Below are 19,612 nucleotides of genomic sequence, written 5' to 3' on the forward strand. Positions count from 1 at the left end.
CGACTTGCAATGCATGCCACCCGTTTGACATTGATTTGCCATGCCCTCACCCCGCTGCAAAAGCGCGGGCGCTTCCCCGATGACGAATCGCTGGCGCTGAATGGGCAAGGTGCAACGCTGTCCCTGGCCGGTGGCTTCAAGAAAGGCCGGCGCCTGCTGTGTGGGCCTGAGGCCCGGACCCGCGAGACCGCGCGTCTGTTCGGCACCGACGCGGTGATCGAGCCGGCGCTGCGCGATGGCGATTTCGGCCAGTGGAAAGGCCAGGACATCGGTCAACTGGACAGCGATGCCTTGACAACCTGGCTCACCGACAGTGCCAGCGCTCCCCATGGCGGCGAGTCGGTGGACCAGATCTGCACGCGGGTGGCGCTGTGGATGGAATCCCTGGAAAGCCAGCCTGGCCATGTGTTGGCCGTCACCCATCCGTTTGTTATCCGCGCGGCGATGCTATACGTCATGCGCTATCCCATCGCGCTGTTCCACCGCATTGATGTCGAGCCGTTGTCCGCCACCGAGCTGCGCTTCAACGGTGTCTGGCGCCTGCGTCTGGAAACTCACGCCTGGCCCCCCGAACATGGCAAAATCGCCGCCCCGCAATGAGAGCAACCCATGAAACGCATCCTGATCATCGGCATTGGCGCCGGCAACCCTGACTACATCACGATGCAGGCCGTGAAAGCACTGAATCGCACGGATGTGTTTTTCCTGATGGACAAGGGCCAGAGCAAAGACAAGCTGATCGACCTGCGCCGCGAGATCTGCGAGACCTATATCACCGAGCCTGGCTATCGCTTCGTCGAGGCCGATTGCCCCGAGCGGGTGCGCGGTGATATCGACTACACCACCGCCGTGCAGGACCTCAATCGCGACAAGCAGCAGACGTTCGAGCGCATGATCAACGAGCACCTGGCGGACGGTGAGGTGGGGGCTTTCCTGGCGTGGGGCGACCCAGCGTTGTACGACAGCACCATTCGTATCTTGCAGGCGATCCTGGCCAGCGGCCGCTGTGCCTTTGAGTTCGAGGTGATCCCCGGCATCACCAGCGTGCAGGCCCTGGCCGCGCAACACAAAGTCCCGCTGAACCGCATCGGCAAGTCCATCGAGATCACCACCGGGCGCCGCTTGGCGGCGGGGCAGGCGAGTGATGCCGATACCCTGGTGGTGATGCTCGATGCGGAAGATTCCTACCGTACGGTGGCCGACCAGGACCTGGATATCTACTGGGGCGCCTACCTGGGCACGCCGGATGAAATCCTGATCAGTGGCAAAGTCAGTGACGTGGCTGAACAGATCGAACGGGTGCGCAAGGCCGCGCGCCTGGACAACGGCTGGATCATGGACACTTATTTATTGCGCAAACCCTGAGGTCATTTCCCATGCTCAAACTGTTTGCCCTGGCGCTGACCCTGGTGGCCGGCGCCGCCCAGGCCGATGCTACCCTGCACACCGACTTGCCGTTGTCCTACCTGGAACAGACCCAGGGCGATGCGCGTAACCAGCCGTTGGTGATTTTCCTGCACGGGTTCGGCAGCAACGAGGAAGACTTGTTTGGCATCAAGGATGCGCTGCCGTCGACCTGGACCTACCTGTCAGCCCGCGCGCCCATGCCCGTGGACCCCCACGGGTTTCGCTGGTTTACCAAGACGCCGGGTGAGGGCGATTACGATGGGGTGACTGAGGATCTGCAGAGCAGTGCCAGGCTGATCAAGGACTTCGTCGGCAAGGCCACCGCCAAGTACCACACCCAGCCTGACCGGGTGTTCCTGGTGGGGTTCAGCCAGGGCGCGATCATGTCTTACGAGGTGGCATTGCGTGATCCGGAGCTGGTGCGCGGCATCGCGGCGCTCAGTGGCAGCGTGCTGCCGGTGCTCAAGGCTGAGCTCAAGCCGGATCCGAGATTGGAACCCCTGGCGATCTTCATTGGCCACGGCACGTTGGACCAGGCACTGCCCTATGCGTCGGCAACGCGGGCGAATGAGGTATTGGAGAAGATCGGGCTGAAGCCGGAGTTCCATACCTATCCGGGCATGAACCACACCGTCAGCGCAGCGGAAATCCAGGACCTGAAAGCCTGGTTGGAAAAAAGCTTGAAGTAAACGCGGTCAAAAGGGTGGGAGGGGAAGGCCCCTTAATGTGGCGAGCAGGCTTGTTGTGGCAAGCCCTAATGCCGTTCAGTTAAGCGTACATCGCCTTCTGTAGGAGCGAGCTTGCTCGCGAAAAACGTCAACGATAACGCGTGTTTCCTGAATGAACGCGGCGCCTGTGAGTTTTTCGCGAGCAAGCTCGCTCCTACAAAAAAGCCTTAACTGAACGGCATTAGGGCAAGCCCGCTCGCCACAACAAGCCTGCTCGGCTTACTTACCGCCGGTAATCTGCTTCACCAACTCCGCATGCCCCTTCACATCATCCGCCCGCGAAATGGCCTGGATCACCAGCAGGTGGTTGCCCGAACCACCGAGGAAGGTGGAGTTCAAGGTCTTGCCGCCGCCCTGGGTGGCGGTGCTGTCCACCTGGCGCAGGCCCAGGCCCTTGAAGGTCAGTTTCTTTTCGTTTTGCTTCTTGAAATCGGGCAGGGCCGCGCTTTGGTCCTTGACGAAACCGGCGACCGCGCCGTCGAGGAACTGCGGGTCGTTATCCTGGATGGTCACCCCATCGTTACGCACAGTTTCGGCGACGATCACCACACTTTTCGTGGTTTGGTTCGCGTACATCGTGCCTTGGGTATCGGCGGTGCCATCCTCGGCCTTGCCGGCCGGCAAGGTGTCGGCCGCATAGGCCTTGGGCAGGCTGAAGGTGAACTTGCCGCCCAAGGTGGAGATGGTCTGCGTGGCCGGCTTGGCCGCGGCGAAGGCGCTGCCGGCGCTGAGCGCAAGGGCCAGCAGGACGGCGGTCTTGGTAAAAGTGGCCATGGGGAAGCGCTCCAGTGATGAACGAAATTGCGCGGTATTCTGTCAGAATTTTCGCAAGATCGTTCGTCCACTGCCTTACACCTTGTCGGACTCTTCCTCAAGTCGGTCCATTTCAAACAGTCGCGCCAGTTCCGCACGGGCTTCCTGGGCGGTTTGCATCACCTTGGCCGCGTCGTCATACACCGCATGCTGGGCGGCGAGGACTTGCAGGTCGTGGTTCTTGAAGCGGTTGATGCGCGCATCGGCCTGGGCTTGGCTCAAACCGAGGCCCACCAAGGTGCGGCGGCTCATTTCCAGGCTGGAATAGAAGGTCTCGCGCACCGGTGACGCGTCCAGGTCCACCAGGCGGTGAACGTGCTGGCGGTTACGGGCGCGGGCGATGATTTTCATGTGCGGGAAGAGGCTGCGCACCAGTTCGGCGGTCTTGATATTGATCTCCGGGTCGTCCATGGCGATCACGAAGAACTCGGCCTGGTCGACCTTGGCCGCATGCAGGATTTCCGGGCGCTGCGGGTCGCCGTAGAACACCGGCATACCGCCGAAACTGCGGGTCAGCTCGATGGTTTCCACCGAGGTGTCGAGGGCGATGAACGAGATGTTCTGCGCGCGCAGGATCCGCGCGACGATCTGGCCCATGCGGCCCATCCCGGCGATCACCACGCGCGGTGCATCGCTTTCGATGGCGCGGTACTCCTCGGGCACTTCCACCGGTTTGACCCTGGGCTTGAACAGCTTCGGGCACACCAGCAACAGCAGCGGCGTAACGGCCATGGACAGGGTGATGGTCAACACCAGTATGTCGTACAGGTGCGGTTCGAACAGGCCCTGGTCGCGGCCGATCTTGAACACCACAAAGGCAAATTCACCGCCGGCCGCCAGCACCACGCCCAGGCGCAGGGCACTTTCGCGATTGAGGTCGCCCACCAGGCGGCCCACGGCATACAGCAGCGGCAGCTTGAGACCGATCAGCAACAGGGTCAGGCCGATCACCACCAGTGGCGAGCTGAGCAGCAGGCTGAGGTTGGCGCCCATGCCTACGCTGATAAAAAACAGACCCAGCAGCAGGCCCTTGAACGGTTCGATCTGGGACTCCAGCTCATGGCGGTATTCCGAGTCCGCCAGCAGCAGGCCGGCGAGGAACGCGCCGAGGGCCATGGACACGCCGACCAGCTCCATCAGCCACGCCGTGCCGATCACCACCAGCAGGGCCGTGGCGGTGGACACTTCGCGCAGGCCGGTCTTGGCGACAATGCGAAACACCGGGCGCAACAGGTAGCGCCCGCCGATGATCACCACGGCGATGCTGCCGAGGATCTGCAACACGTGCTGCACGCCTTGCGCTTCGTTGGTCGGGTGGTCGCTGCCGGCAAGCAGCGGCACCATGGCGATCAGCGGGATCGCGGCGATGTCCTGGAACAGCAGGATGGCAAAGGCCAGGCGCCCGTGGGGCTGGTTCAGCTCCTTGCGCTCGGCCAGGCTTTGCAGGCCGAAGGCGGTGGAGGACAACGCCAGGCCCAGCCCCAGCACGATTGCGCTGTTCCACGCCTGGCCAAACAGCCACAGCGCCACCGCGCCCATCACCAAGCCGGTGAGCAGCACCTGGGCCAGGCCGACACCGAACACCGCCTTGCGCATTACCCAGAGACGCTTTGGCGACAACTCCAGCCCGATGATGAACAGCAGCAACACCACGCCCAGTTCAGAGAACTGCGCAACGCTTTGCGGGTTGCCGATCAGCCCAAGCACTGACGGGCCGATGATGACGCCGGCGAACAGATACCCGAGCACCGCGCCCAATTGCAGGCGCTTGGCCAGGGGCACGGTCAGCACGGCGGCGAGCAGGAACACCACGGCTGCTTGTAACAGGTTGCCTTCATGGGGCATTGCGAACTCCAAAATCTTTAAAACCAATCGACAGGCGGCTATTAGAGCGCTTTTTACCGCTTCAAAATTGTGTTTTTGAGAGGTGTTTGCTTGAAGGCGGGGGAAGCATTTGAAGAAACCGCCGAAGGTCGGTCCTGAATACGCTGCCTGGCTGCATGCGTGCGATGTACGCGAACCGGAACATTATCCCGTGGTTTCCCGACGTTCAGCGCAAGATCGCTCCTTTCGCTGACGGCGTGTCTTGCCGTGCGCCGGGGTGGGCCTGCGGTATAACCCCACCGCCAGGCCAGCCCGAAAATAAAGCCGAAGGCGGCCACGTAGCGGAACCGCACGGCGGGGCGTGCAATGAAAAATGCCAGGGGCAAGGCGGCGTGCCGCTGCCGCGTCGGTCAGGATTCACCTTCCAGCGGCCCGCCCTTTGTTACTATCGCTCTCCCTTGTCACCAGGAGTCACCGGCCCATGCAACACCAGTGGGATGAAATGCACCGCACCCGCAAGCCCACGTTCGTTCTGTGTGGCGAGCCCCAGGGGGATGTGCTCAATCTCTACGTTCACGGTTATTCGGCATTCTTCAACCGGCAACAACTGGGCAACTTCAAGGAACAGCTGGCGGCAATCGAAGGTTCGACCAACCTGATGCTGTTCTGGCCAGCGGGGCATTTCCTGGAAAATGTGTTTGCGCCCTTCAAGGACGTGATCACCTCGATGCTCGGCGGGGGTGGCCTGGGAGCGGCAACGGTGGGGGTGGGCAAGGCGATCGCGTATTTTCTCGATCACTACAAAAGCGTCGAGGCGCGCGTCGATGAAGTGGCCAAGACCTTATTGCCGGAGCTGGCCAGCTACCTGCACGGCGAATCGCTGGACGTGCGGCGCATCAACCTGATCGGCCATTCCCTCGGCGCACGGATCCTGGTCAAGAGCGTGCTGGCCAACCCCGACACCGCCCGCGAACTGCCGTTGGACAATTTGCTGTTGATGGGCGGCGCGATCTGTACGTCGAGCCCGTGGGATGAAATAGCGGCGCCGCTCAAGGGGCGAGTGATCAACTGCCACTCCAGCAAGGACTGGGCCCTGGCGCTGAAACCCGACACTGAGCGCTGCATCGGTCGATATGCGATTCCCGTCACGCCGGCGCTCAAGGCCAAGGTGACGAATGTGCACCTGGCCAGCTTCGATCATGCCGCGTATTGGCCGCAGTTGCGCACGGTGGTGCAGTACACCGACCTGTTGCAGGAGCGGCGCGGCATGATCCGCGCCGACCAGCGCAGTGCGCAGGTGCGCTTTGCCGAGGAGGACGGGGACCTGTTTCCGGCGTTGGTACAGGCACGCGCGGAAGAGCTGAAATTCCTCGCCGAGTTGATGGCGCAAAAACGCAGCGCCTCGATTGACGCCAGCGTGCGCGAGCCGTTGAAGCTGGCGATCGAGCTACAGCGCATGGGCGGTGACAGCTTTATGAACCTGGCCCGTGGCCATGGCGTGAGTTATCGCCAGATTGCCGAGGACGTGGCGCAGCGGTTGGGGATCACGTTCGATGATCCAGTGGACACCGTTGCATTGGCCGACATTGAAGCCCAGGTCGCGGAAAAACTGATCGAGCAGTACAAGCACAAACTCAGCAACGCCGACCGGCAAGTATTCGACGCCGAACTCCAGGCCGCCGCGCAAAAGGAACAGGGGCTGTTCAATCGTTTCGATGTCGGCCGTTCGGCCGCCACGGCCCTCAGCGGCACCGCCTTGGCGGGGCTGACCGGGTTTATCCTGCGCCGGGGGGCGGCCTCGGCGATTCCGGTAGTGGGCCAGGCGCTGGCGGCGGCGATGCTGGTGGTAAGCGGTGTGCGTGCGTTCTCCGGCCCGGCGTACTCCATCACCACCCTGGCGGTGCTGGTGATCGGCGTGATTCGCCAACGCATGGAGCGCGAGGCGCTGAACCAGGAGATGGACCTGGTGGTGCAGGTGGTCGAGGCATTCGATTTGCCTCGGGAGACGGTAATGCGCACGGTCGCGTCCGACTGATAAGCTGCGCCTCTGTCTTGTGTGTTTGCCTGGGATACCGCGTGAAATTCAGTCTGCCGAAAGTCGCTACCGCCCCGTTCTGCCCGCCGGAAGTTGCCGGCTCTATCATCGTTGACCCCAAGGCCTCGTTTTTCAAACGGGTGCTGATGTTCGCCGGCCCCGGCTTGCTGATCTCCATCGGCTACATGGACCCAGGCAACTGGGCCACGGCCATCGAGGCCGGTTCACGCTACGGCTACAACCTGCTGTTTGTGGTGCTGCTGGCCAGCCTGGCAGGCATGGCGGTGCAGTGCTTGTGCTCGCGCCTGGGTATCGCCACCGGCAAGGACCTGGCGCAACTGTGCCGCGAGCGTTACAGCCCGCGCTCTGCGCGCACCCAGTGGGCACTGGCGGAAATCTCCATCATTGCCACCGACCTCGCCGAAGTACTCGGCTGCGCCCTGGCGTTCCACCTGCTGCTCGGCGTGTCCCTGACCACCGGCATTGTCATCACCGCATTCGACACACTGCTGATCCTGGCCCTGCAAAACCGTGGGTTCCGCCGCCTGGAAGCGATCATGCTGGCGCTGGTGGCGACCATCGGCGTGTGCTTCTTTATCGAGCTGGTGCTGATCAAACCCTATTGGCCGGACGTGCTCAGCGGCTTCACCCCGTCACTGTCGGCCATCAGCGATGCCGCACCGCTGTACCTGGCTATTGGGATCCTCGGCGCCACGGTGATGCCCCATAACCTTTACCTGCATACCTCGATCGTGCAAACCCGCCTGATCGGCAAGGACCTCGCCAGCAAACAGGACGCGGTCAAGCTGGCACGCATCGATACCATCGGCTCCCTGGCCCTGGCGTTGCTGGTCAACGCCGCGATCCTGATACTCGCCGCCGCTGCCTTCTACAAGACCGGTCATACCGATGTGGTGGAAATCCAGGACGCCTACCACCTGCTTGACCCGTTGGTGGGCGGTGCCTTTGCCAGCATCCTCTTTGGTGTCGCCTTGCTGGCGTCCGGGCAGAGTTCGACCTTTACCGGCACCATCGCCGGCCAGGTGATCATGGAGGGTTACCTCAACCTGCGTATTCCGTGCTGGCAACGCCGCCTGATCACCCGTGGGCTGGCGCTGATCCCGGCGTTCCTTGGCGTGTGGCTGATGGGCGATGACGCGATTGGCAAGCTGCTGATCCTCAGCCAGGTGGTGCTCAGCCTGCAATTGCCGTTTGCGCTGTACCCGCTGATCCGCATGACCGGCGACCCGCAATTGATGGGGCCGTTCGTCAATCGGCTGCCGACGCGGTGGCTGGCATGGTTTCTGTTTGCGGTGATCAGCGGGGCGAATGCGTGGTTGCTTGGGCAGTGGTTGTTTTGAATCAACAGGGTAGCTCGGGCGGTCTACACAACCGGTACCTCCCCTCGATCCCAGTACGGCGCGGCCCCAAAACACTCCACGAAGTAATCGATCACCGTCCGCACCTTCAGCGACAAACGCCGGCTCCCGGGCCACAACGCCGCAATCTGCTGGGGCTCCAGGGTGGTTGCCACTTCGTACTCTGTCAGTACCGCCTGTAAGGTTCCGGCCCGCAGGCTTTCGCCGATCAGCCAGGAAGGAAACACCACCAGCCCCAGGCCCTGTTCGGCGGCGTGGGTCAGGGTGTCGGCGTGGTTGCCGGTGATCGGGCCCTTGACGCTGTAGGGCGTCCAGTCGCCCTGGTCACGGCGGAAGAACCAGCGCTGCTGGCCGGTGATGCCTTTATAGGCCAGGCACTGGTGATTGAGCAGTTCGTCCGGGTGCCTGGGCGTGCCGTGCCGGGCCAGGTAGGCGGGGCTGGCGGCGATGCGAAAGCGCTGGGGGGCGAAGATGCGCGCCTGCATGCTGGAGTCGTTGAGCACGCCGATGCGGAACAGCAAGTCGGTGCCATCTTGCAGCGGGTCAACGTAGGTGTCGGTTTGCTGGATATCCAGTTGCAGCTTCGGGTAGCGCCGGCATAACGCCCCCAGCCACGGTGACAGGTGGCGCTGGCCGAACACCATCGGCGCGTTGATCCGCACCAGCCCGCTGGGTTCGCTGTCCTGTTCCTGCAGGGCCTGGCTGGCGACTTCCAACTGCTCCAGCATCACGCGTGCATGCCGTCCAAGCAGACGCCCGGCCTCGGTGGGGGTCACTGCGCGGGTGTGGCGGTAGAGCAACTGCTGGCCGAGGGCCTGTTCCATCAATTGGATCTGCCGCGAAATGGAGGAGGGCGCCAGGCTTTCGCGACGCGCCACTTCAGAAAAGCTGCCATGGTCCAGCACCGCGACGAACAGGCGCAGCGCCTTGAAACTCAATTCATTCAAACCCTGCATCGTGCCCCCCCCCGTGTTGTGCGTAATGCGCAAAGGTGTTGTCTGTATGCTCCCATTTATCGCACAGCACGGCCACCGGATAATGCGCGCCATCCAATCTTTTGTTAAAGCGCAGGTGATGTATGCAGGCCAGTTCTATCGAGGGTGTGGCGCGGGCCACCACGAAAAAAAATGCGCTCAGGTTGCTGTTGTTGCCACTGGTGATCCTGGCGGGCATGGGCTTGTCCGTGGAAGCCGGTTTGCTCGGGCCGTTGGGTGTGCAGGTGGGCCACTTGTGGGCGACCTTGAGCATCTTCGGCGTCGGCTCGGCCATCCTGTATTTGCTGCTGTTGTTCAGCGGCCCGCAAAAGGGCCCGGCGTTGACCGACTTGCCGCGCTGGCAGTTGATCGGCGGCTTCCTGGGGCCGATGTATGTGGTGGTGTTGACCCTGGCCACGCCGCATATCGGTATCGCGATGACGATGATCGCGATTCTGTCGGGCCAGGTCGGCAAGAGCGTGCTGATTGACCATTTCGGTTGGTTCGGCACCGCGCGCAAGCGGGTCAATGGCGAGCGTTGGATCGCCTTGGCGTTGATTGTGGCGGCACTTGTTTTGATTGCACGAGGGTAAGGCAATGAACCTGATTCTGTTATTGGTGCTGGTGATTGCCGCGGGTGCGGTGTTGAGTGTGCAGGCGGCGATCAATGGTCGCCTGGGCCAGGCGGTGGGGGTATTGCGCAGCAGCCTGCTGACCTTTGCGGTGGGCGCATTGACCACTGCGCTGTTGATTTTCTTCTTCGAGCCGGCCCAGGCCTTGAGCCTGCTGGACGTGCCGAAATGGCAACTGACCGGCGCGCTGTTCGGCGTGGTGTACATGATGGTCATGGTCGGCGCGGTACCGGTGGTCGGCACGGCGGTCGCCACTGTCGCGGTGATCGTCGGGCAGTTGGGCATGGGTATGTTGATCGATAACTTCGGCTGGCTGGGCAACCCGGCGATCGAATTGTCGGGCAGCCGCATCGTGGCCATGGCCTGCCTGGCCCTGGCGCTGGTGTTCATGTACCGCAGCAATACCCGCACCGATTGATGGTTGGAACCATCCGCGCCGGCCCGCAGTCACTGCTTAAGGTGCTGGCGCTCGCCGCACCGGACGACCATGAAGAAGGAGTCTGACCATGCCAGATGCAACCTGTGCCTGCCCACACTGCAAGTGCGTGTTGGGGGCTGATGCAGTAATGAAAGACGGTAAGGGTTATTGCTGCCAGGGCTGTGCCGAGCACCATGCCCATGGCGAACCCTGTGCAGCGCCGACGGGGTGTGAGTGCGCCAAGTCGGCCAAAGGCTGAGCGCAGTTATGACGGTGGGAGGGGGCCTGCTTCCTCCCACGCTTCAGCGGTTCGATTTGGGCTATTGGGTTTCCAGTTCCAGGCGCAGGCTGTGATCGGCCAGGCGGTGGCTGTCTTTCACCACGGCGCTGGTGCGCCGCCCCTCCAATGCAAACACTACGGTTTGCGCGGCATGTAGATCATCGGGCAGTGGCTGGAACACCTTCAACACCAGCCATCCGGCCCTTTGCTGCACACTCACTTGGCATTCGACATGCTTGGCCAGTGGCCCGAACAGCGTGTCCTGGGTGTAGTCAATCCGGGCCTTGCCGTTGACTTGCCGGGTTGAATCCATGGGTATCGCTCCTTGATCAAGCCTGGGCGCGCGCATCCGAGCGGCGCCATTGTACGTTTTCAATGCCGAATTTCTCGGCCTGCTCCTGGCTGGTTTTCTTCACTTGCTCACGGGCAAAGCGACCGATGCGCCCCACGCCGGCGTCACAGCTCGCCCAATGCCAGGCTTGAGCGGCATCGAGCTGTTCCAGGCGAATGATGAATGACTTGGGTTCGCCATGCAGGGTGTAGTCGATCACAAACAGTTTTGCGTTATTCATGGGCCCATCAAACCTTCAGGTGTAAGCAAGTGATCCTCGTGGGCCGCAAAAATTCACTCGGATTGTCGAGCGGTGGTCATTACCATGGCGGCTCACCCTTGAACGATGTGTTTCCCATGGCCCAGGCCGCGCCCCCCGACCTCAGTGACCACGCCGTCCCCGTACTGCCCCTGGCCCGCACCTACCCGCGCGGTTTGTACGTGGAGCCCCATAGCCACGACTGGGGCCAGTTGCTCTACGCCATGAGCGGCGTGATGTGGGTCGAGACACCCCAGGAGGCGCTGGTGGTGCCGCCCCAGCGGGCGGTGTGGTTGCCACCGGGGGTGGAGCACGGCATCCGCGTGGTCTCGGATTTGCAAATGCGCAATATCTACTTGCGTCCAGCCTTGGCGACGACGCTGGACAGCCAGGTGCAGGTCATCGAAGTCGGTGGGTTGCTGCGCGAGTTGATCGTCACGCTGGTGGAGCAGGGGGACACTGGCGATGCAGGCTATTACGACGCGGTGGTCGGCCTGGCCTTGCTGGAGCTGCAACGTGCGCGCCGCTCGCCCATTCGCATCGCCATGCCGGTGGGCGTCGACCGGCGGCTGATCAATGCCTGCCAGGCGGTCATGGCGGCGCCGTCCCTGGAGATTCCCTTCGAGCAACACGCCGAAGCGGCCGGCGCCAGTGTGCGGACGCTGGCGCGACTGTTCCAGAACCACCTGGGCATGGGCTTCGCCGAATGGCGTCGCCAGGTGCAACTGGCCACGGCGGTGGCTGAGTTGATCCAGGGCCAGTCGGTGAGTGCTATCGCGCGCTCCCTGGGCTATTCGCCGAGCAGTTTCAGCGACATGTTCCGCCGCGAGCTCGGTGTGGCACCGTCGCAATACAACGGCTGAGGGTTGGCCGAAATCCTGAAGCACTTGGCCGATGCTTCAGCGATGGGCTCTCTACACTGGGCCCATCTACCCATCAGGCACTCACCACCATGAACTATCTGATTTCCCTGGCTATCGGCCTGTTCGTCGGCTTGATCTACGGCGCCCTGGACTTTCGTTCGCCCGCACCGCCGGCCATCGCGCTGGTGGGCCTGATGGGCATGCTGCTCGGTGAGCAGCTCTGGCCCATGGGCCGGCAGTTGGTCGCCGGTTGGTTGTCCTGATCCCTTTCTTCCCCTCGATGGATATTGGCCATGAATGCACTGCAATTTTCCGCCACCGGCGACCTCGCTGCCCTGCGCTTCGTCGAGGTTGCCACCCCGGTGCCCGCCGCCGATGAGGTGCTGGTCCAGATCAAGGCCGCGGGCCTTAACCCCAGCGACGTGAAGAACGTACTCGGGCGTTTCCCCTACACCACAGTGCCGCGCATACCTGGGCGCGACTTTGCCGGCGTGGTCGTGCAAGGTCCGCAGGCACTGGTGGGCCAGGAAGTCTGGGGCACCGGCCGCGACCTGGGGTTTTTCGCTGACGGTTCCCACGCCCAGTACCTCACCGTGTCGGCCAAAGGTGTCGCGCATAAACCTGCGCACCTGAGTTTTTCCCAGGCCGCCAGCCTGGGAGTGCCGTACACCACGGCCTGGGATGCGCTGGAGCGCAGTGGCGTGGGCAAAGGCACGCGGTTGCTGGTGATCGGCGCCAATGGTGCTGTGGGCAGTGCGGCATTGGCCTTGGCGAACATCCGCGGCGCCCACGTGTTGGCGGCGGTGCGCAAGGCTGACCAGGTCGAGGTGTTGCAGGGGCAAGGGTTCGACGCCATTGCGTTGGGCAAGCCCGAAGAACTGGGCGCGCAGGTTCATGCGGTGTTCAAGGGCGGCGCCGATGTGATCTTCGACACCACCGGTTTCTGGCTGCCAGCCGCCGTGGCCGGCCTGGCTCCGTTTGGCCGCATCGCGATCATTGCCGCACCGGTGGACGGCCACGTACAACTGCCGGCCCTGGCCCTGTACCGCAAGGGTGGCTCGGTGGTGGGCATCAATTCATTGCTCTACAACTGCGAGCAATGCGCGGTGATGCTGGAGCAGTTCGGACGCTTTTTCGATGAAGGGCAACTGCCATTGCCGACTGGCCAGCGCGAAGTGGCGCTGGCCGATGGCGTGCAGTGCTATGAGGACGTGAATCAAGGCAGCGCCGACAAAATCATCTTGCTGCCCTGACACGATCGGGGCAGTTAAGGCCTTTCTGTAGGAGCGAGCTTGCTCGCGAAAAACCTCAACGATAACGCGCGCTTCCTGAATGAACGCGGCGCCTGTGAGTTTTTCGCGAGCAAGAACTAGGCGTCCCCCTCGCTCCTACAGACGGCGATGGACGCTGCCCTACATTTCGCTCGGCACTAGGCGTCGGGAACGCCTTTTTCCCATGCCGACCAGTTCTTCAGGATCGCCTGTACCAACGGATTGCCCGTGCGGTACAGGTTTTCCAGCGCGGGTACGAACCCTCCCTGGTCGGCGTATTTGAGCAGGTTGTCCACTTCGCTGTAGCCAGGGTACGGGCGGTCGAAGTCCGATCCGGCACGTACGACGGCCAGGCGCTGGATATCCACTAACCCTTCACGGCTGGCGCGTAGCAAAGCTTCATAGGTGGAGTTGTCTTCCTGCTGGGTGGTGCAGTATTCGCCTTTGTTGTCCGTGAGCAGCTTGGTCCACACCTCGGCGCGTTCGCTCAGGCGCGTGCCGGAGAACCAGGTATTGCCCGCCAGGGTGTCGCAACGGGTGACTTGCGGCGGCTGGTTGGCGGGGGCGGCGGGGTAGTGTTTGCGCCAGGCGGCGGACTCTTTGCTTTCCGTGAGTTCGACCTTGTGCGACAGGGCGAACGCCTTGGCCTGCAGCTTGGGGTTCAGCTCGAACACTTCGGTCTTGTAGTCCAGTGGCGGCTTTTCGTTGGGCCCCTTGGTGTTGATGCCGATATACCCGGTCGGCCAATCCTTGGGTGCATCCCGCGAATCCAGCTCCCACTGGGTGCCGAATTCCACCAGGTAGTGGGCCCAGGCGGCCGTGCCGAGGGTGCCGTGCTTGGGGCTGATGCCGGCGATCCCGGCGATCAGGAAATAGCTGTGGCGCAGGTCGAACTTGGGCGACAACGCCAGGGCCAGGGTGGACGCGGCGGCGTTGGTCTGGCCCATGCCGGTGACCAGCAGGCATACGTCCTGGGTGTTGCAGCGGACCACCGGGTAGTCGGCGGACAAGCCCGGTACGCGCACCTCCTGCTTGAGTTCCATGCGCTCGATCCAGGTTTGCGCCTCAGGGGCGAACATGGTGATCAGCATCACTTTCGGTTTGATCGGCGTGGGTGTGTCAGCCAGCACCATGTGGGGCAGCAGGGTCAGGCCGATAGCCAGCGTGAGACGGGTAAACGCTTTCATCCAGTACTCCTTGATCAGAATTGGTAGCCCACGCCAGCGTAGTAACCCCAGCCGTCGGAGCGTGCGCGGAAGTTGCCTTCGCCGAAATTCAATTCGCTGCCATCCTCCCAGTTGCCGCCGTTATGAAAATAACGGCCGACCAGGGTGAAGCGCAAATGGGTGAATGAATACAGCAGCACGTTGGTTGCCACCAGCGCGTTGGCGGTACGGGCCGGGTTGTCCTTGTGCAGGTCCGAGCCGAAATCGTAGTTGGTGAAACCGATATAGGTCAGCGAGGCACCGTTGTCGAACGTGTCGATGGGCACGATGTATTTCATTTGCGCACGGTAGCCGTCCCACGAATATTCATTGCTGGCGCCATAGTTTTCCCACTGGTAACGCCCATAGAAGTTCGCCGAGAGGTTGACACGCGAGTGGGTGTCGATATCGGTGCCGAGGCCGCTGTACAGGGTGTTGGCACGGTTGGCCTGGTTGCTGCCGTGGTCATAGATCCAGTCAAAGGCCACGTACCATTCCTTGAAGGGGCCGATGGCCAGGCTGCGGCCGGCCAGGTAATCGATGGAGATACGCGGCTCGTGCTCCATGAACACCGGCGAGCCATGGTCCCACGCACCTTTGTCGTGACTGTTGCCGATGCCGAGGATCTTCGGTACGTCGATGTAGCCGTACAACTCGAAGGGGCCCTTGCGGCCGAAGTACTCGTATTCCAGGTAGACATCGTCCTGCGGCTTGGGGCCGAAGCTGATGTCCTTGCTGCCGATCAAGGTCAGGTCCTGGTTAAACCAGTCCGACAGGTACACGTTTTTTTTCGCCGGGCTGGCTTCCGGGCTGAGGGTTTCGCCCTGTGCTGAGTCATCGATGGGCGGTTGCTGCGCCAAAATGGGCGGGCTGAGTACTCCCGTAACGGCAACCAGTAGCAGGGAAACACCAAAATAAGCAGGACGCCTTGAGGTCAAGTGCATTGAAAATCCCTATTCGTACGCGGTTTGAACCCGATTCTTCGGGTTGAGGCGAACTTGGCGACCAAGTTCGTTGCGCACACGCTCGCACAGGTCGTACCAACTTTGCGCAATGGTTTGAATGGACTGGAAAAAATCGCGATTAATCGACCTTTTGATCAGAAATGACGCGGTGTCATTGTTTCAATCCGATTGAACAAGTGCATGGCGGTTTCGCGCCGGTATTCGCTGGGTGTCTGGTGCATCTCGATGCGAAAGTGCCGGTTGAAGTTGGACAGGTTGGCGTAGCCCACCTCAAAGCAGATATCCGCCACCGACATCTCGCTTTGCAGCAACAGGCGACAGGCGCGCTGCACACGGAACTTGCGCATCAGGTCAATGAACCCGTGGCCGGTATTGCGCTTGAAGAAGCGTGAGAAGCCCGGTTCGCTCATCTCCAGTTGCTGCGCGATGACCGACAGGCGCAAGTCGCCGGTCAGTTCACGCATCAGGTAGTCGAACGCCTTGTTGATGCGCTCGGCGCTGCGCGCGTCCAGGGTTGGTGCGTAGCAGGCGCTGGCCAGGGCTTTCACCTCGGGTGGCGGGGCGTTCCTCAGGGTGTCGAGCAGTTGCAGGAACAGGATCAGGCGTTGCAGGCCGTGGGCGCTGCCGATGGCCTCGAGCAAACGCGCAGCCTGCGCGGCGGTGTCGCCGCTGAACTCCAGGCCGCGCCGGGCCTGTTCGAACAGCGTGTGCAAGTCGCCGAGCTCCGGCAGGGTCTTGCGCAGGGCGAGGAGGGCGGCGCCGTCGAATTGCAGCACCACATCGCGACCCTTCAGGTATTCGCCGGGTGCCAGCTCGCCAATCCAGTCGTGGGGCAGGTCCGGGCCGATCAGCGCCACATGCCCGGCGCTGAACGCCCCGATATAGTCGCCCGCCACCAGCTTGCCACTGCCCTGGCGGATCAGGTGGATTTCGAATTCGGGGTGGTGGTTCCAGCGCGCCAGCTCAAAAGGGTAGTCATGTTCGAACCAGCGAAAGCCGTGCTCAGGTTCGGGCAGGATCACTTCCAGCTCGGCAGGGCGGTGTTCGAACAGGGCGGCGCGGTCGACGGGCATGCTGATGCCTCTTTTGCTTGTGGAATCGCCTCAAAATACGCGGGTTGGCAACGGCAGCGCTACCTCTGGTTTCGTCCGGCGCTGATACTTTTTTGATCCGGGGCCGGCGGTTAAAAAAGTATCAGTCGTGCATGCGCCATGGGTTTGTTAGGGCCTGGCCAAGCTGCTGTAATCGGCCCTCGACAACAAAAACAACAGGTGCAAACCGCCATGCTCCAGTCCTGCAAAGCCACGTTCCCGCAAGCACTGTTCCTGCTGTCCGGCCTGGCACTGGCCGTGCCCAGCCAGGCTGCCGACACCGTGACCATCGCCACGGTCAACAACAGCGACATGATCCGCATGCAACGCCTGTCCAAGGTGTTCGAGCAGCAGCACCCAGACATCCGGCTCAACTGGGTGGTGCTGGAAGAAAACGTGCTGCGTCAACGCCTCACCACCGATATCGCCACCCAGGGCGGGCAGTTCGACGTGCTGACCATCGGCACCTACGAAACCCCGCTGTGGGGCGCCAAGCACTGGCTGGAGCCGTTGACCCAACTGCCCGCCGACTACGACGCCGAAGACATCTTCCCCTCGGTGCGCCAGGGCCTGTCGGTCAACGACACCCTGTACGCCTTGCCGTTCTACGGCGAAAGCACCGTCACTTATTACCGCACCGACCTGTTCAAGCAAGCCGGCCTGAGCATGCCCGCGCACCCCACCTGGACCCAGCTCGGCGAGTTCGCCGCCAGGCTCACGGCTAAAGACCAAGACCAATACGGGATGTGCCTGCGCGGCAAGGCCGGCTGGGGCGAGAACATCGCGCTGCTCAGCACCATGGCCAACGCCTTTGGCGCACGCTGGTTCGATGAGCAGTGGAAGCCGGAATTGACCAGCCCCGAGTGGACCGCGGCGGCCACCTTCTACGTCAACACCCTCAAGCAATACGGCCCGCCGGGTGTGTCCAGCAACGGCTTCAACGAAACCCTGGCACTGTTCAACAGTGGCAAATGCGCCATTTGGGTGGATGCCAGCGTCGCCGGCTCGTTCACCACCGACAAGAGCCAGAGCAAGGTCGCCGACAGCGTAGGGTTCGTCGCCGCGCCCACCGAAGTCACCGACAAAGGCTCTTCCTGGCTCTATGCCTGGTCCCTGGCGATCCCCGCCACGTCCAAGCACAAGGACGCCGCCAGGACCTTTATCACCTGGGCCACTTCCAAGGACTACATCCAGTTGGTGGCTGACAAGGAGGGTCTCGCCAACGTACCGCCGGGCACGCGCCAATCCACCTACAGCGCGGCCTACCTGAAGGCCGCACCGTTCGCCCAGGTCACCCTGGAGATGATGAAGCACGCCGATCCCGCGCATCCCTCGGCCCAGCCGGTGCCGTACGTGGGCATCCAGTACGTGACCATCCCCGAGTTCCAGGCCATCGGCACTTCCGTCGGCAAGCTGCTTTCGGCGGCGTTGACCGGCGGCATGTCGGTCGATCAGGCATTGCAGCAGGCCCAGTCCACTACCGAGCGTGAGATGAAACGCGCCGGCTATCCCAAATAACGTTGACGGACAAACCCATGAAACGACTCGAAGGAAAGAGCGCGCTGATCACCGGATCGGCGCGCGGCATTGGCCGCGCCTTTGCCCAGGCCTATATCGCCGAAGGCGCGACCGTGGCCATCGCCGATATCAACCTGCAACGCGCCCAGGCCACAGCGGCCGAACTCGGGCCCCAGGCTTACGCGGTGGCGATGGACGTGACCGACCAAGTTTCCATCGACGGCGCAATTGCCGCCGTGGTGGCACAGGCCGGCAAGCTGGATATCCTGGTCAACAACGCCGCACTGTTCGACCTGGCGCCCATCGTCGATATCACCCGCGACAGTTATGAGCGGCTGTTCTCGATCAACGTTGCCGGCACGTTGTTCACGTTGCAGGCGGCGGCACGGCAGATGATCAGCCAGGGCCATGGCGGCAAGATCATCAACATGGCCAGCCAGGCCGGGCGTCGTGGCGAGCCGCTGGTGGCGATCTACTGCGCGACCAAGGCGGCGGTGATCAGCCTCACGCAATCGGCGGGGCTGAACCTGATCAAGCAGGGCATCAACGTCAACGCCATCGCGCCGGGAGTGGTGGATGGCGAGCATTGGGACGGCGTGGATGCATTGTTCGCCAAGCATGAAGGGCTGGCGCCGGGCGAGAAGAAGCGGCAGGTGGCGGCCGAGGTGCCGTTTGGGCGGATGGGGACGGCCGAGGATTTGACCGGGATGGCGATTTTCCTGGCGTCGAAGGAGGCCGATTATGTGGTGGCGCAAACCTATAACGTCGATGGCGGCAACTGGATGAGCTGAAGCCATACCCCAATCAAAATAATGTGGGAGGGGCGGTGCGACGATTCGACTTGCCCCCTCCCACATTGGATGATCGGTGTTCTTTAAATCGAGGCTAGTCAGCAAAACTGCGATCAAAGAAATAAACCTCCCCAGGTCTCAGGTTCTCCACCGTCGCCTGGGGCCTGCCGCCTTCGCCTTGCTTCTTGCGTCCCGTCTCGCGCAAGTACCCTGCCTCCGTCAGCTTCAACAGGCGCTGGCGAATACTGGTCTTCAACACTGGCCGCGCCAGCACCAGCGAGAAGATCGTCGTCGCTTCCGGCGCGCTGAACTCATGGCCCAGGAACATCAAGGGCAAGTTGCTGTACAGCGACTTGGACAACAGCCGCTCCTGCACGGCCGCGACGATGCTGTTGTGATCGAACGGCAACTTGATGCTGCCATCGGCCACCGCCTTCAGCGAAAACCAGCCCTGATGCTCACCCAGCGCCACCTCATCGGCGACGATCGCCAGGTAATAAGTGGACGACGACCAGCAACGCGGGTCGCGAAACGCATCGCCCACCGTGCCCACTTGCTCGCTCCAGGCCAACGCCAGGCCAACCTTGCTGCTGGCGCGCAAGCGTTCCACGGCATCCTGGAGGCTCAGATCCTGCACCCCACCATTCACCACCACGCCCGGCAGCGCCCAATGCCCGGCGAACGGCTCGGCGTCGCGTTTATTCAGCAGCAGCTTTAATTCTCCCTCCGCGCGGCAGTAGCACAGCACGCAGAGGTCGACGGTGTGGAGGTAGGCGCTCAGTGGCATGTGGAGTCCTTGTAAACAGCGGTGGGGCACAGTCTAACGGA

22 protein-coding genes are annotated in these 19,612 nt (G+C 62.4%); 13 read left to right on the top strand and 9 right to left on the bottom strand.

Going from position 1 to position 19,612, the window contains the following annotated elements:
- The first annotated feature begins 9 nt into the window (after positions 1–9).
- The 3 genes from AB7933_RS13930 to AB7933_RS13940 are packed head-to-tail and all read left to right on the top strand — an operon-like array spanning position 10 to position 2,096.
- Positions 10–600 (top strand): histidine phosphatase family protein, encoded by a 591-nt coding sequence (locus tag AB7933_RS13930; protein WP_024074830.1) that lies wholly within the window; start codon positions 10–12, stop codon positions 598–600.
- A 9-nt stretch (positions 601–609) separates the two neighbouring features.
- Positions 610–1,365, top strand: a complete 756-nt coding sequence (gene cobF / locus AB7933_RS13935; protein ID WP_024074831.1) for a precorrin-6A synthase (deacetylating) — start codon at positions 610–612, stop codon at positions 1,363–1,365.
- Positions 1,366–1,376: 11 nt separating this feature from the next.
- On the top strand, positions 1,377–2,096 hold the full coding sequence (locus AB7933_RS13940) for an alpha/beta hydrolase (RefSeq protein ID WP_024074832.1): 720 nt from the start codon (positions 1,377–1,379) through the stop codon (positions 2,094–2,096).
- A gap of 258 nt (positions 2,097–2,354) precedes the next feature.
- On the opposite strand, the gene AB7933_RS13945 is transcribed toward AB7933_RS13940, so the two are convergent.
- Positions 2,355–2,909, bottom strand: coding sequence for a hypothetical protein (locus AB7933_RS13945; protein ID WP_024074833.1), 555 nt, complete (start codon positions 2,907–2,909; stop codon positions 2,355–2,357).
- Between the two features lie 75 nt (positions 2,910–2,984).
- Positions 2,985–4,793, bottom strand: coding sequence for a monovalent cation:proton antiporter-2 (CPA2) family protein (locus tag AB7933_RS13950; RefSeq protein ID WP_024074834.1), 1,809 nt, complete (start codon positions 4,791–4,793; stop codon positions 2,985–2,987).
- 460 nt (positions 4,794–5,253) lie between these two features.
- Between AB7933_RS13950 and AB7933_RS13955 the strand changes: the two genes are divergently transcribed.
- On the top strand, positions 5,254–6,807 hold the full coding sequence (locus tag AB7933_RS13955) for a DUF726 domain-containing protein (RefSeq protein ID WP_041160905.1): 1,554 nt from the start codon (positions 5,254–5,256) through the stop codon (positions 6,805–6,807).
- 41 nt (positions 6,808–6,848) lie between these two features.
- The gene (locus tag AB7933_RS13960) at positions 6,849–8,168 is read left to right on the top strand and encodes an Nramp family divalent metal transporter (RefSeq protein WP_024074836.1); all 1,320 of its coding nucleotides are present in this window, start codon (positions 6,849–6,851) and stop codon (positions 8,166–8,168) included.
- Between the two features lie 23 nt (positions 8,169–8,191).
- Here the strand turns inward: AB7933_RS13960 and AB7933_RS13965 are convergent, their stop codons facing one another.
- Positions 8,192–9,142, bottom strand: a complete 951-nt coding sequence (locus AB7933_RS13965) for a LysR family transcriptional regulator (protein WP_024074837.1) — start codon at positions 9,140–9,142, stop codon at positions 8,192–8,194.
- Between the two features lie 122 nt (positions 9,143–9,264).
- Here AB7933_RS13965 and AB7933_RS13970 point away from each other — a divergent pair, with 122 nt between their 5' ends.
- The 3 genes from AB7933_RS13970 (at position 9,265) to AB7933_RS13980 (ending at position 10,469) form a co-directional block, all read left to right on the top strand.
- Entirely contained in the window at positions 9,265–9,753 is a 489-nt protein-coding gene (locus tag AB7933_RS13970; RefSeq protein WP_024074838.1) for a DMT family transporter, read from the top strand.
- A 4-nt stretch (positions 9,754–9,757) separates the two neighbouring features.
- Complete coding sequence (locus tag AB7933_RS13975) at positions 9,758–10,210, top strand: DMT family transporter (RefSeq protein WP_024074839.1); 453 nt, start codon at positions 9,758–9,760, stop codon at positions 10,208–10,210.
- Between the two features lie 88 nt (positions 10,211–10,298).
- Positions 10,299–10,469, top strand: a complete 171-nt coding sequence (locus AB7933_RS13980; protein WP_081329179.1) for a metallothionein — start codon at positions 10,299–10,301, stop codon at positions 10,467–10,469.
- A gap of 61 nt (positions 10,470–10,530) precedes the next feature.
- Here AB7933_RS13980 and AB7933_RS13985 read toward each other — a convergent pair whose 3' ends face one another.
- On the bottom strand, positions 10,531–10,803 hold the full coding sequence (locus tag AB7933_RS13985; protein ID WP_024074840.1) for a hypothetical protein: 273 nt from the start codon (positions 10,801–10,803) through the stop codon (positions 10,531–10,533).
- Positions 10,804–10,819: 16 nt separating this feature from the next.
- Positions 10,820–11,062 (bottom strand): DUF6555 family protein, encoded by a 243-nt coding sequence (locus AB7933_RS13990; protein ID WP_024074841.1) that lies wholly within the window; start codon positions 11,060–11,062, stop codon positions 10,820–10,822.
- A 116-nt stretch (positions 11,063–11,178) separates the two neighbouring features.
- Here AB7933_RS13990 and AB7933_RS13995 point away from each other — a divergent pair, with 116 nt between their 5' ends.
- The 3 genes from AB7933_RS13995 to AB7933_RS14005 all read left to right on the top strand — a co-directional run bounded on the left by AB7933_RS13995 (position 11,179) and on the right by AB7933_RS14005 (position 13,196).
- A complete protein-coding gene (locus AB7933_RS13995) occupies positions 11,179–11,943 on the top strand; it encodes an AraC family transcriptional regulator (RefSeq protein WP_024074842.1) in 765 nt (254 codons plus the stop codon).
- Positions 11,944–12,032: 89 nt separating this feature from the next.
- Positions 12,033–12,206, top strand: a complete 174-nt coding sequence (locus AB7933_RS14000) for a DUF1427 family protein (RefSeq protein WP_024074843.1) — start codon at positions 12,033–12,035, stop codon at positions 12,204–12,206.
- A gap of 30 nt (positions 12,207–12,236) precedes the next feature.
- Positions 12,237–13,196 carry a quinone oxidoreductase family protein gene (locus tag AB7933_RS14005; RefSeq protein ID WP_024074844.1) on the top strand — a complete coding sequence of 320 codons (960 nt, stop codon included), beginning with the start codon at positions 12,237–12,239 and terminating at the stop codon, positions 13,194–13,196.
- Between the two features lie 176 nt (positions 13,197–13,372).
- On the opposite strand, the gene AB7933_RS14010 is transcribed toward AB7933_RS14005, so the two are convergent.
- From AB7933_RS14010 to AB7933_RS14020, 3 genes are all read right to left on the bottom strand, one after another.
- Positions 13,373–14,401, bottom strand: a complete 1,029-nt coding sequence (locus tag AB7933_RS14010) for a purine-nucleoside phosphorylase (RefSeq protein ID WP_024074845.1) — start codon at positions 14,399–14,401, stop codon at positions 13,373–13,375.
- A gap of 14 nt (positions 14,402–14,415) precedes the next feature.
- Positions 14,416–15,363 (bottom strand): nucleoside-specific channel-forming protein Tsx, encoded by a 948-nt coding sequence (locus tag AB7933_RS14015; RefSeq protein WP_024074846.1) that lies wholly within the window; start codon positions 15,361–15,363, stop codon positions 14,416–14,418.
- A gap of 155 nt (positions 15,364–15,518) precedes the next feature.
- Positions 15,519–16,457 (bottom strand): AraC family transcriptional regulator, encoded by a 939-nt coding sequence (locus AB7933_RS14020; RefSeq protein ID WP_024074847.1) that lies wholly within the window; start codon positions 16,455–16,457, stop codon positions 15,519–15,521.
- A gap of 210 nt (positions 16,458–16,667) precedes the next feature.
- Here AB7933_RS14020 and AB7933_RS14025 point away from each other — a divergent pair, with 210 nt between their 5' ends.
- The gene (locus tag AB7933_RS14025) at positions 16,668–17,993 is read left to right on the top strand and encodes an ABC transporter substrate-binding protein (protein WP_024074848.1); all 1,326 of its coding nucleotides are present in this window, start codon (positions 16,668–16,670) and stop codon (positions 17,991–17,993) included.
- A gap of 17 nt (positions 17,994–18,010) precedes the next feature.
- Positions 18,011–18,784 (top strand): L-iditol 2-dehydrogenase, encoded by a 774-nt coding sequence (locus AB7933_RS14030; RefSeq protein ID WP_024074849.1) that lies wholly within the window; start codon positions 18,011–18,013, stop codon positions 18,782–18,784.
- 94 nt (positions 18,785–18,878) lie between these two features.
- Here the strand turns inward: AB7933_RS14030 and AB7933_RS14035 are convergent, their stop codons facing one another.
- Complete coding sequence (locus tag AB7933_RS14035; RefSeq protein WP_024074850.1) at positions 18,879–19,571, bottom strand: NUDIX hydrolase; 693 nt, start codon at positions 19,569–19,571, stop codon at positions 18,879–18,881.
- Between the last annotated feature and the right edge of the window lie 41 nt (positions 19,572–19,612).

Source organism: Pseudomonas gorinensis (assembly GCF_042015035.1).
GTDB lineage: Bacteria > Pseudomonadota > Gammaproteobacteria > Pseudomonadales > Pseudomonadaceae > Aquipseudomonas > Aquipseudomonas gorinensis.

What these genes read in the sequence shown, in the direction of transcription:
- AB7933_RS14015 (WP_024074846.1), bottom strand. Translation starts at nt 15,363, where the DNA reads ATGCACTTGACCTCAAGGCGTCCTGCTTATTTTGGTGTTTCCCTGCTA.
- AB7933_RS13990 (WP_024074841.1), bottom strand. Translation starts at nt 11,062, where the DNA reads ATGAATAACGCAAAACTGTTTGTGATCGACTACACCCTGCATGGCGAA.
- AB7933_RS14025 (WP_024074848.1), top strand. Translation starts at nt 16,668, where the DNA reads ATGCTCCAGTCCTGCAAAGCCACGTTCCCGCAAGCACTGTTCCTGCTG.
- AB7933_RS13940 (WP_024074832.1), top strand. Translation starts at nt 1,377, where the DNA reads ATGCTCAAACTGTTTGCCCTGGCGCTGACCCTGGTGGCCGGCGCCGCC.
- AB7933_RS14035 (WP_024074850.1), bottom strand. Translation starts at nt 19,571, where the DNA reads ATGCCACTGAGCGCCTACCTCCACACCGTCGACCTCTGCGTGCTGTGC.
- AB7933_RS14010 (WP_024074845.1), bottom strand. Translation starts at nt 14,401, where the DNA reads ATGAAAGCGTTTACCCGTCTCACGCTGGCTATCGGCCTGACCCTGCTG.
- AB7933_RS13995 (WP_024074842.1), top strand. Translation starts at nt 11,179, where the DNA reads ATGGCCCAGGCCGCGCCCCCCGACCTCAGTGACCACGCCGTCCCCGTA.
- cobF (WP_024074831.1), top strand. Translation starts at nt 610, where the DNA reads ATGAAACGCATCCTGATCATCGGCATTGGCGCCGGCAACCCTGACTAC.
- AB7933_RS13980 (WP_081329179.1), top strand. Translation starts at nt 10,299, where the DNA reads ATGCCAGATGCAACCTGTGCCTGCCCACACTGCAAGTGCGTGTTGGGG.
- AB7933_RS13970 (WP_024074838.1), top strand. Translation starts at nt 9,265, where the DNA reads ATGCAGGCCAGTTCTATCGAGGGTGTGGCGCGGGCCACCACGAAAAAA.
- AB7933_RS14005 (WP_024074844.1), top strand. Translation starts at nt 12,237, where the DNA reads ATGAATGCACTGCAATTTTCCGCCACCGGCGACCTCGCTGCCCTGCGC.
- AB7933_RS13950 (WP_024074834.1), bottom strand. Translation starts at nt 4,793, where the DNA reads ATGCCCCATGAAGGCAACCTGTTACAAGCAGCCGTGGTGTTCCTGCTC.
- AB7933_RS13975 (WP_024074839.1), top strand. Translation starts at nt 9,758, where the DNA reads ATGAACCTGATTCTGTTATTGGTGCTGGTGATTGCCGCGGGTGCGGTG.
- AB7933_RS13985 (WP_024074840.1), bottom strand. Translation starts at nt 10,803, where the DNA reads ATGGATTCAACCCGGCAAGTCAACGGCAAGGCCCGGATTGACTACACC.
- AB7933_RS14030 (WP_024074849.1), top strand. Translation starts at nt 18,011, where the DNA reads ATGAAACGACTCGAAGGAAAGAGCGCGCTGATCACCGGATCGGCGCGC.
- AB7933_RS13930 (WP_024074830.1), top strand. Translation starts at nt 10, where the DNA reads ATGCATGCCACCCGTTTGACATTGATTTGCCATGCCCTCACCCCGCTG.
- AB7933_RS13965 (WP_024074837.1), bottom strand. Translation starts at nt 9,142, where the DNA reads ATGCAGGGTTTGAATGAATTGAGTTTCAAGGCGCTGCGCCTGTTCGTC.
- AB7933_RS13945 (WP_024074833.1), bottom strand. Translation starts at nt 2,909, where the DNA reads ATGGCCACTTTTACCAAGACCGCCGTCCTGCTGGCCCTTGCGCTCAGC.
- AB7933_RS14000 (WP_024074843.1), top strand. Translation starts at nt 12,033, where the DNA reads ATGAACTATCTGATTTCCCTGGCTATCGGCCTGTTCGTCGGCTTGATC.
- AB7933_RS14020 (WP_024074847.1), bottom strand. Translation starts at nt 16,457, where the DNA reads ATGCCCGTCGACCGCGCCGCCCTGTTCGAACACCGCCCTGCCGAGCTG.
- AB7933_RS13955 (WP_041160905.1), top strand. Translation starts at nt 5,254, where the DNA reads ATGCAACACCAGTGGGATGAAATGCACCGCACCCGCAAGCCCACGTTC.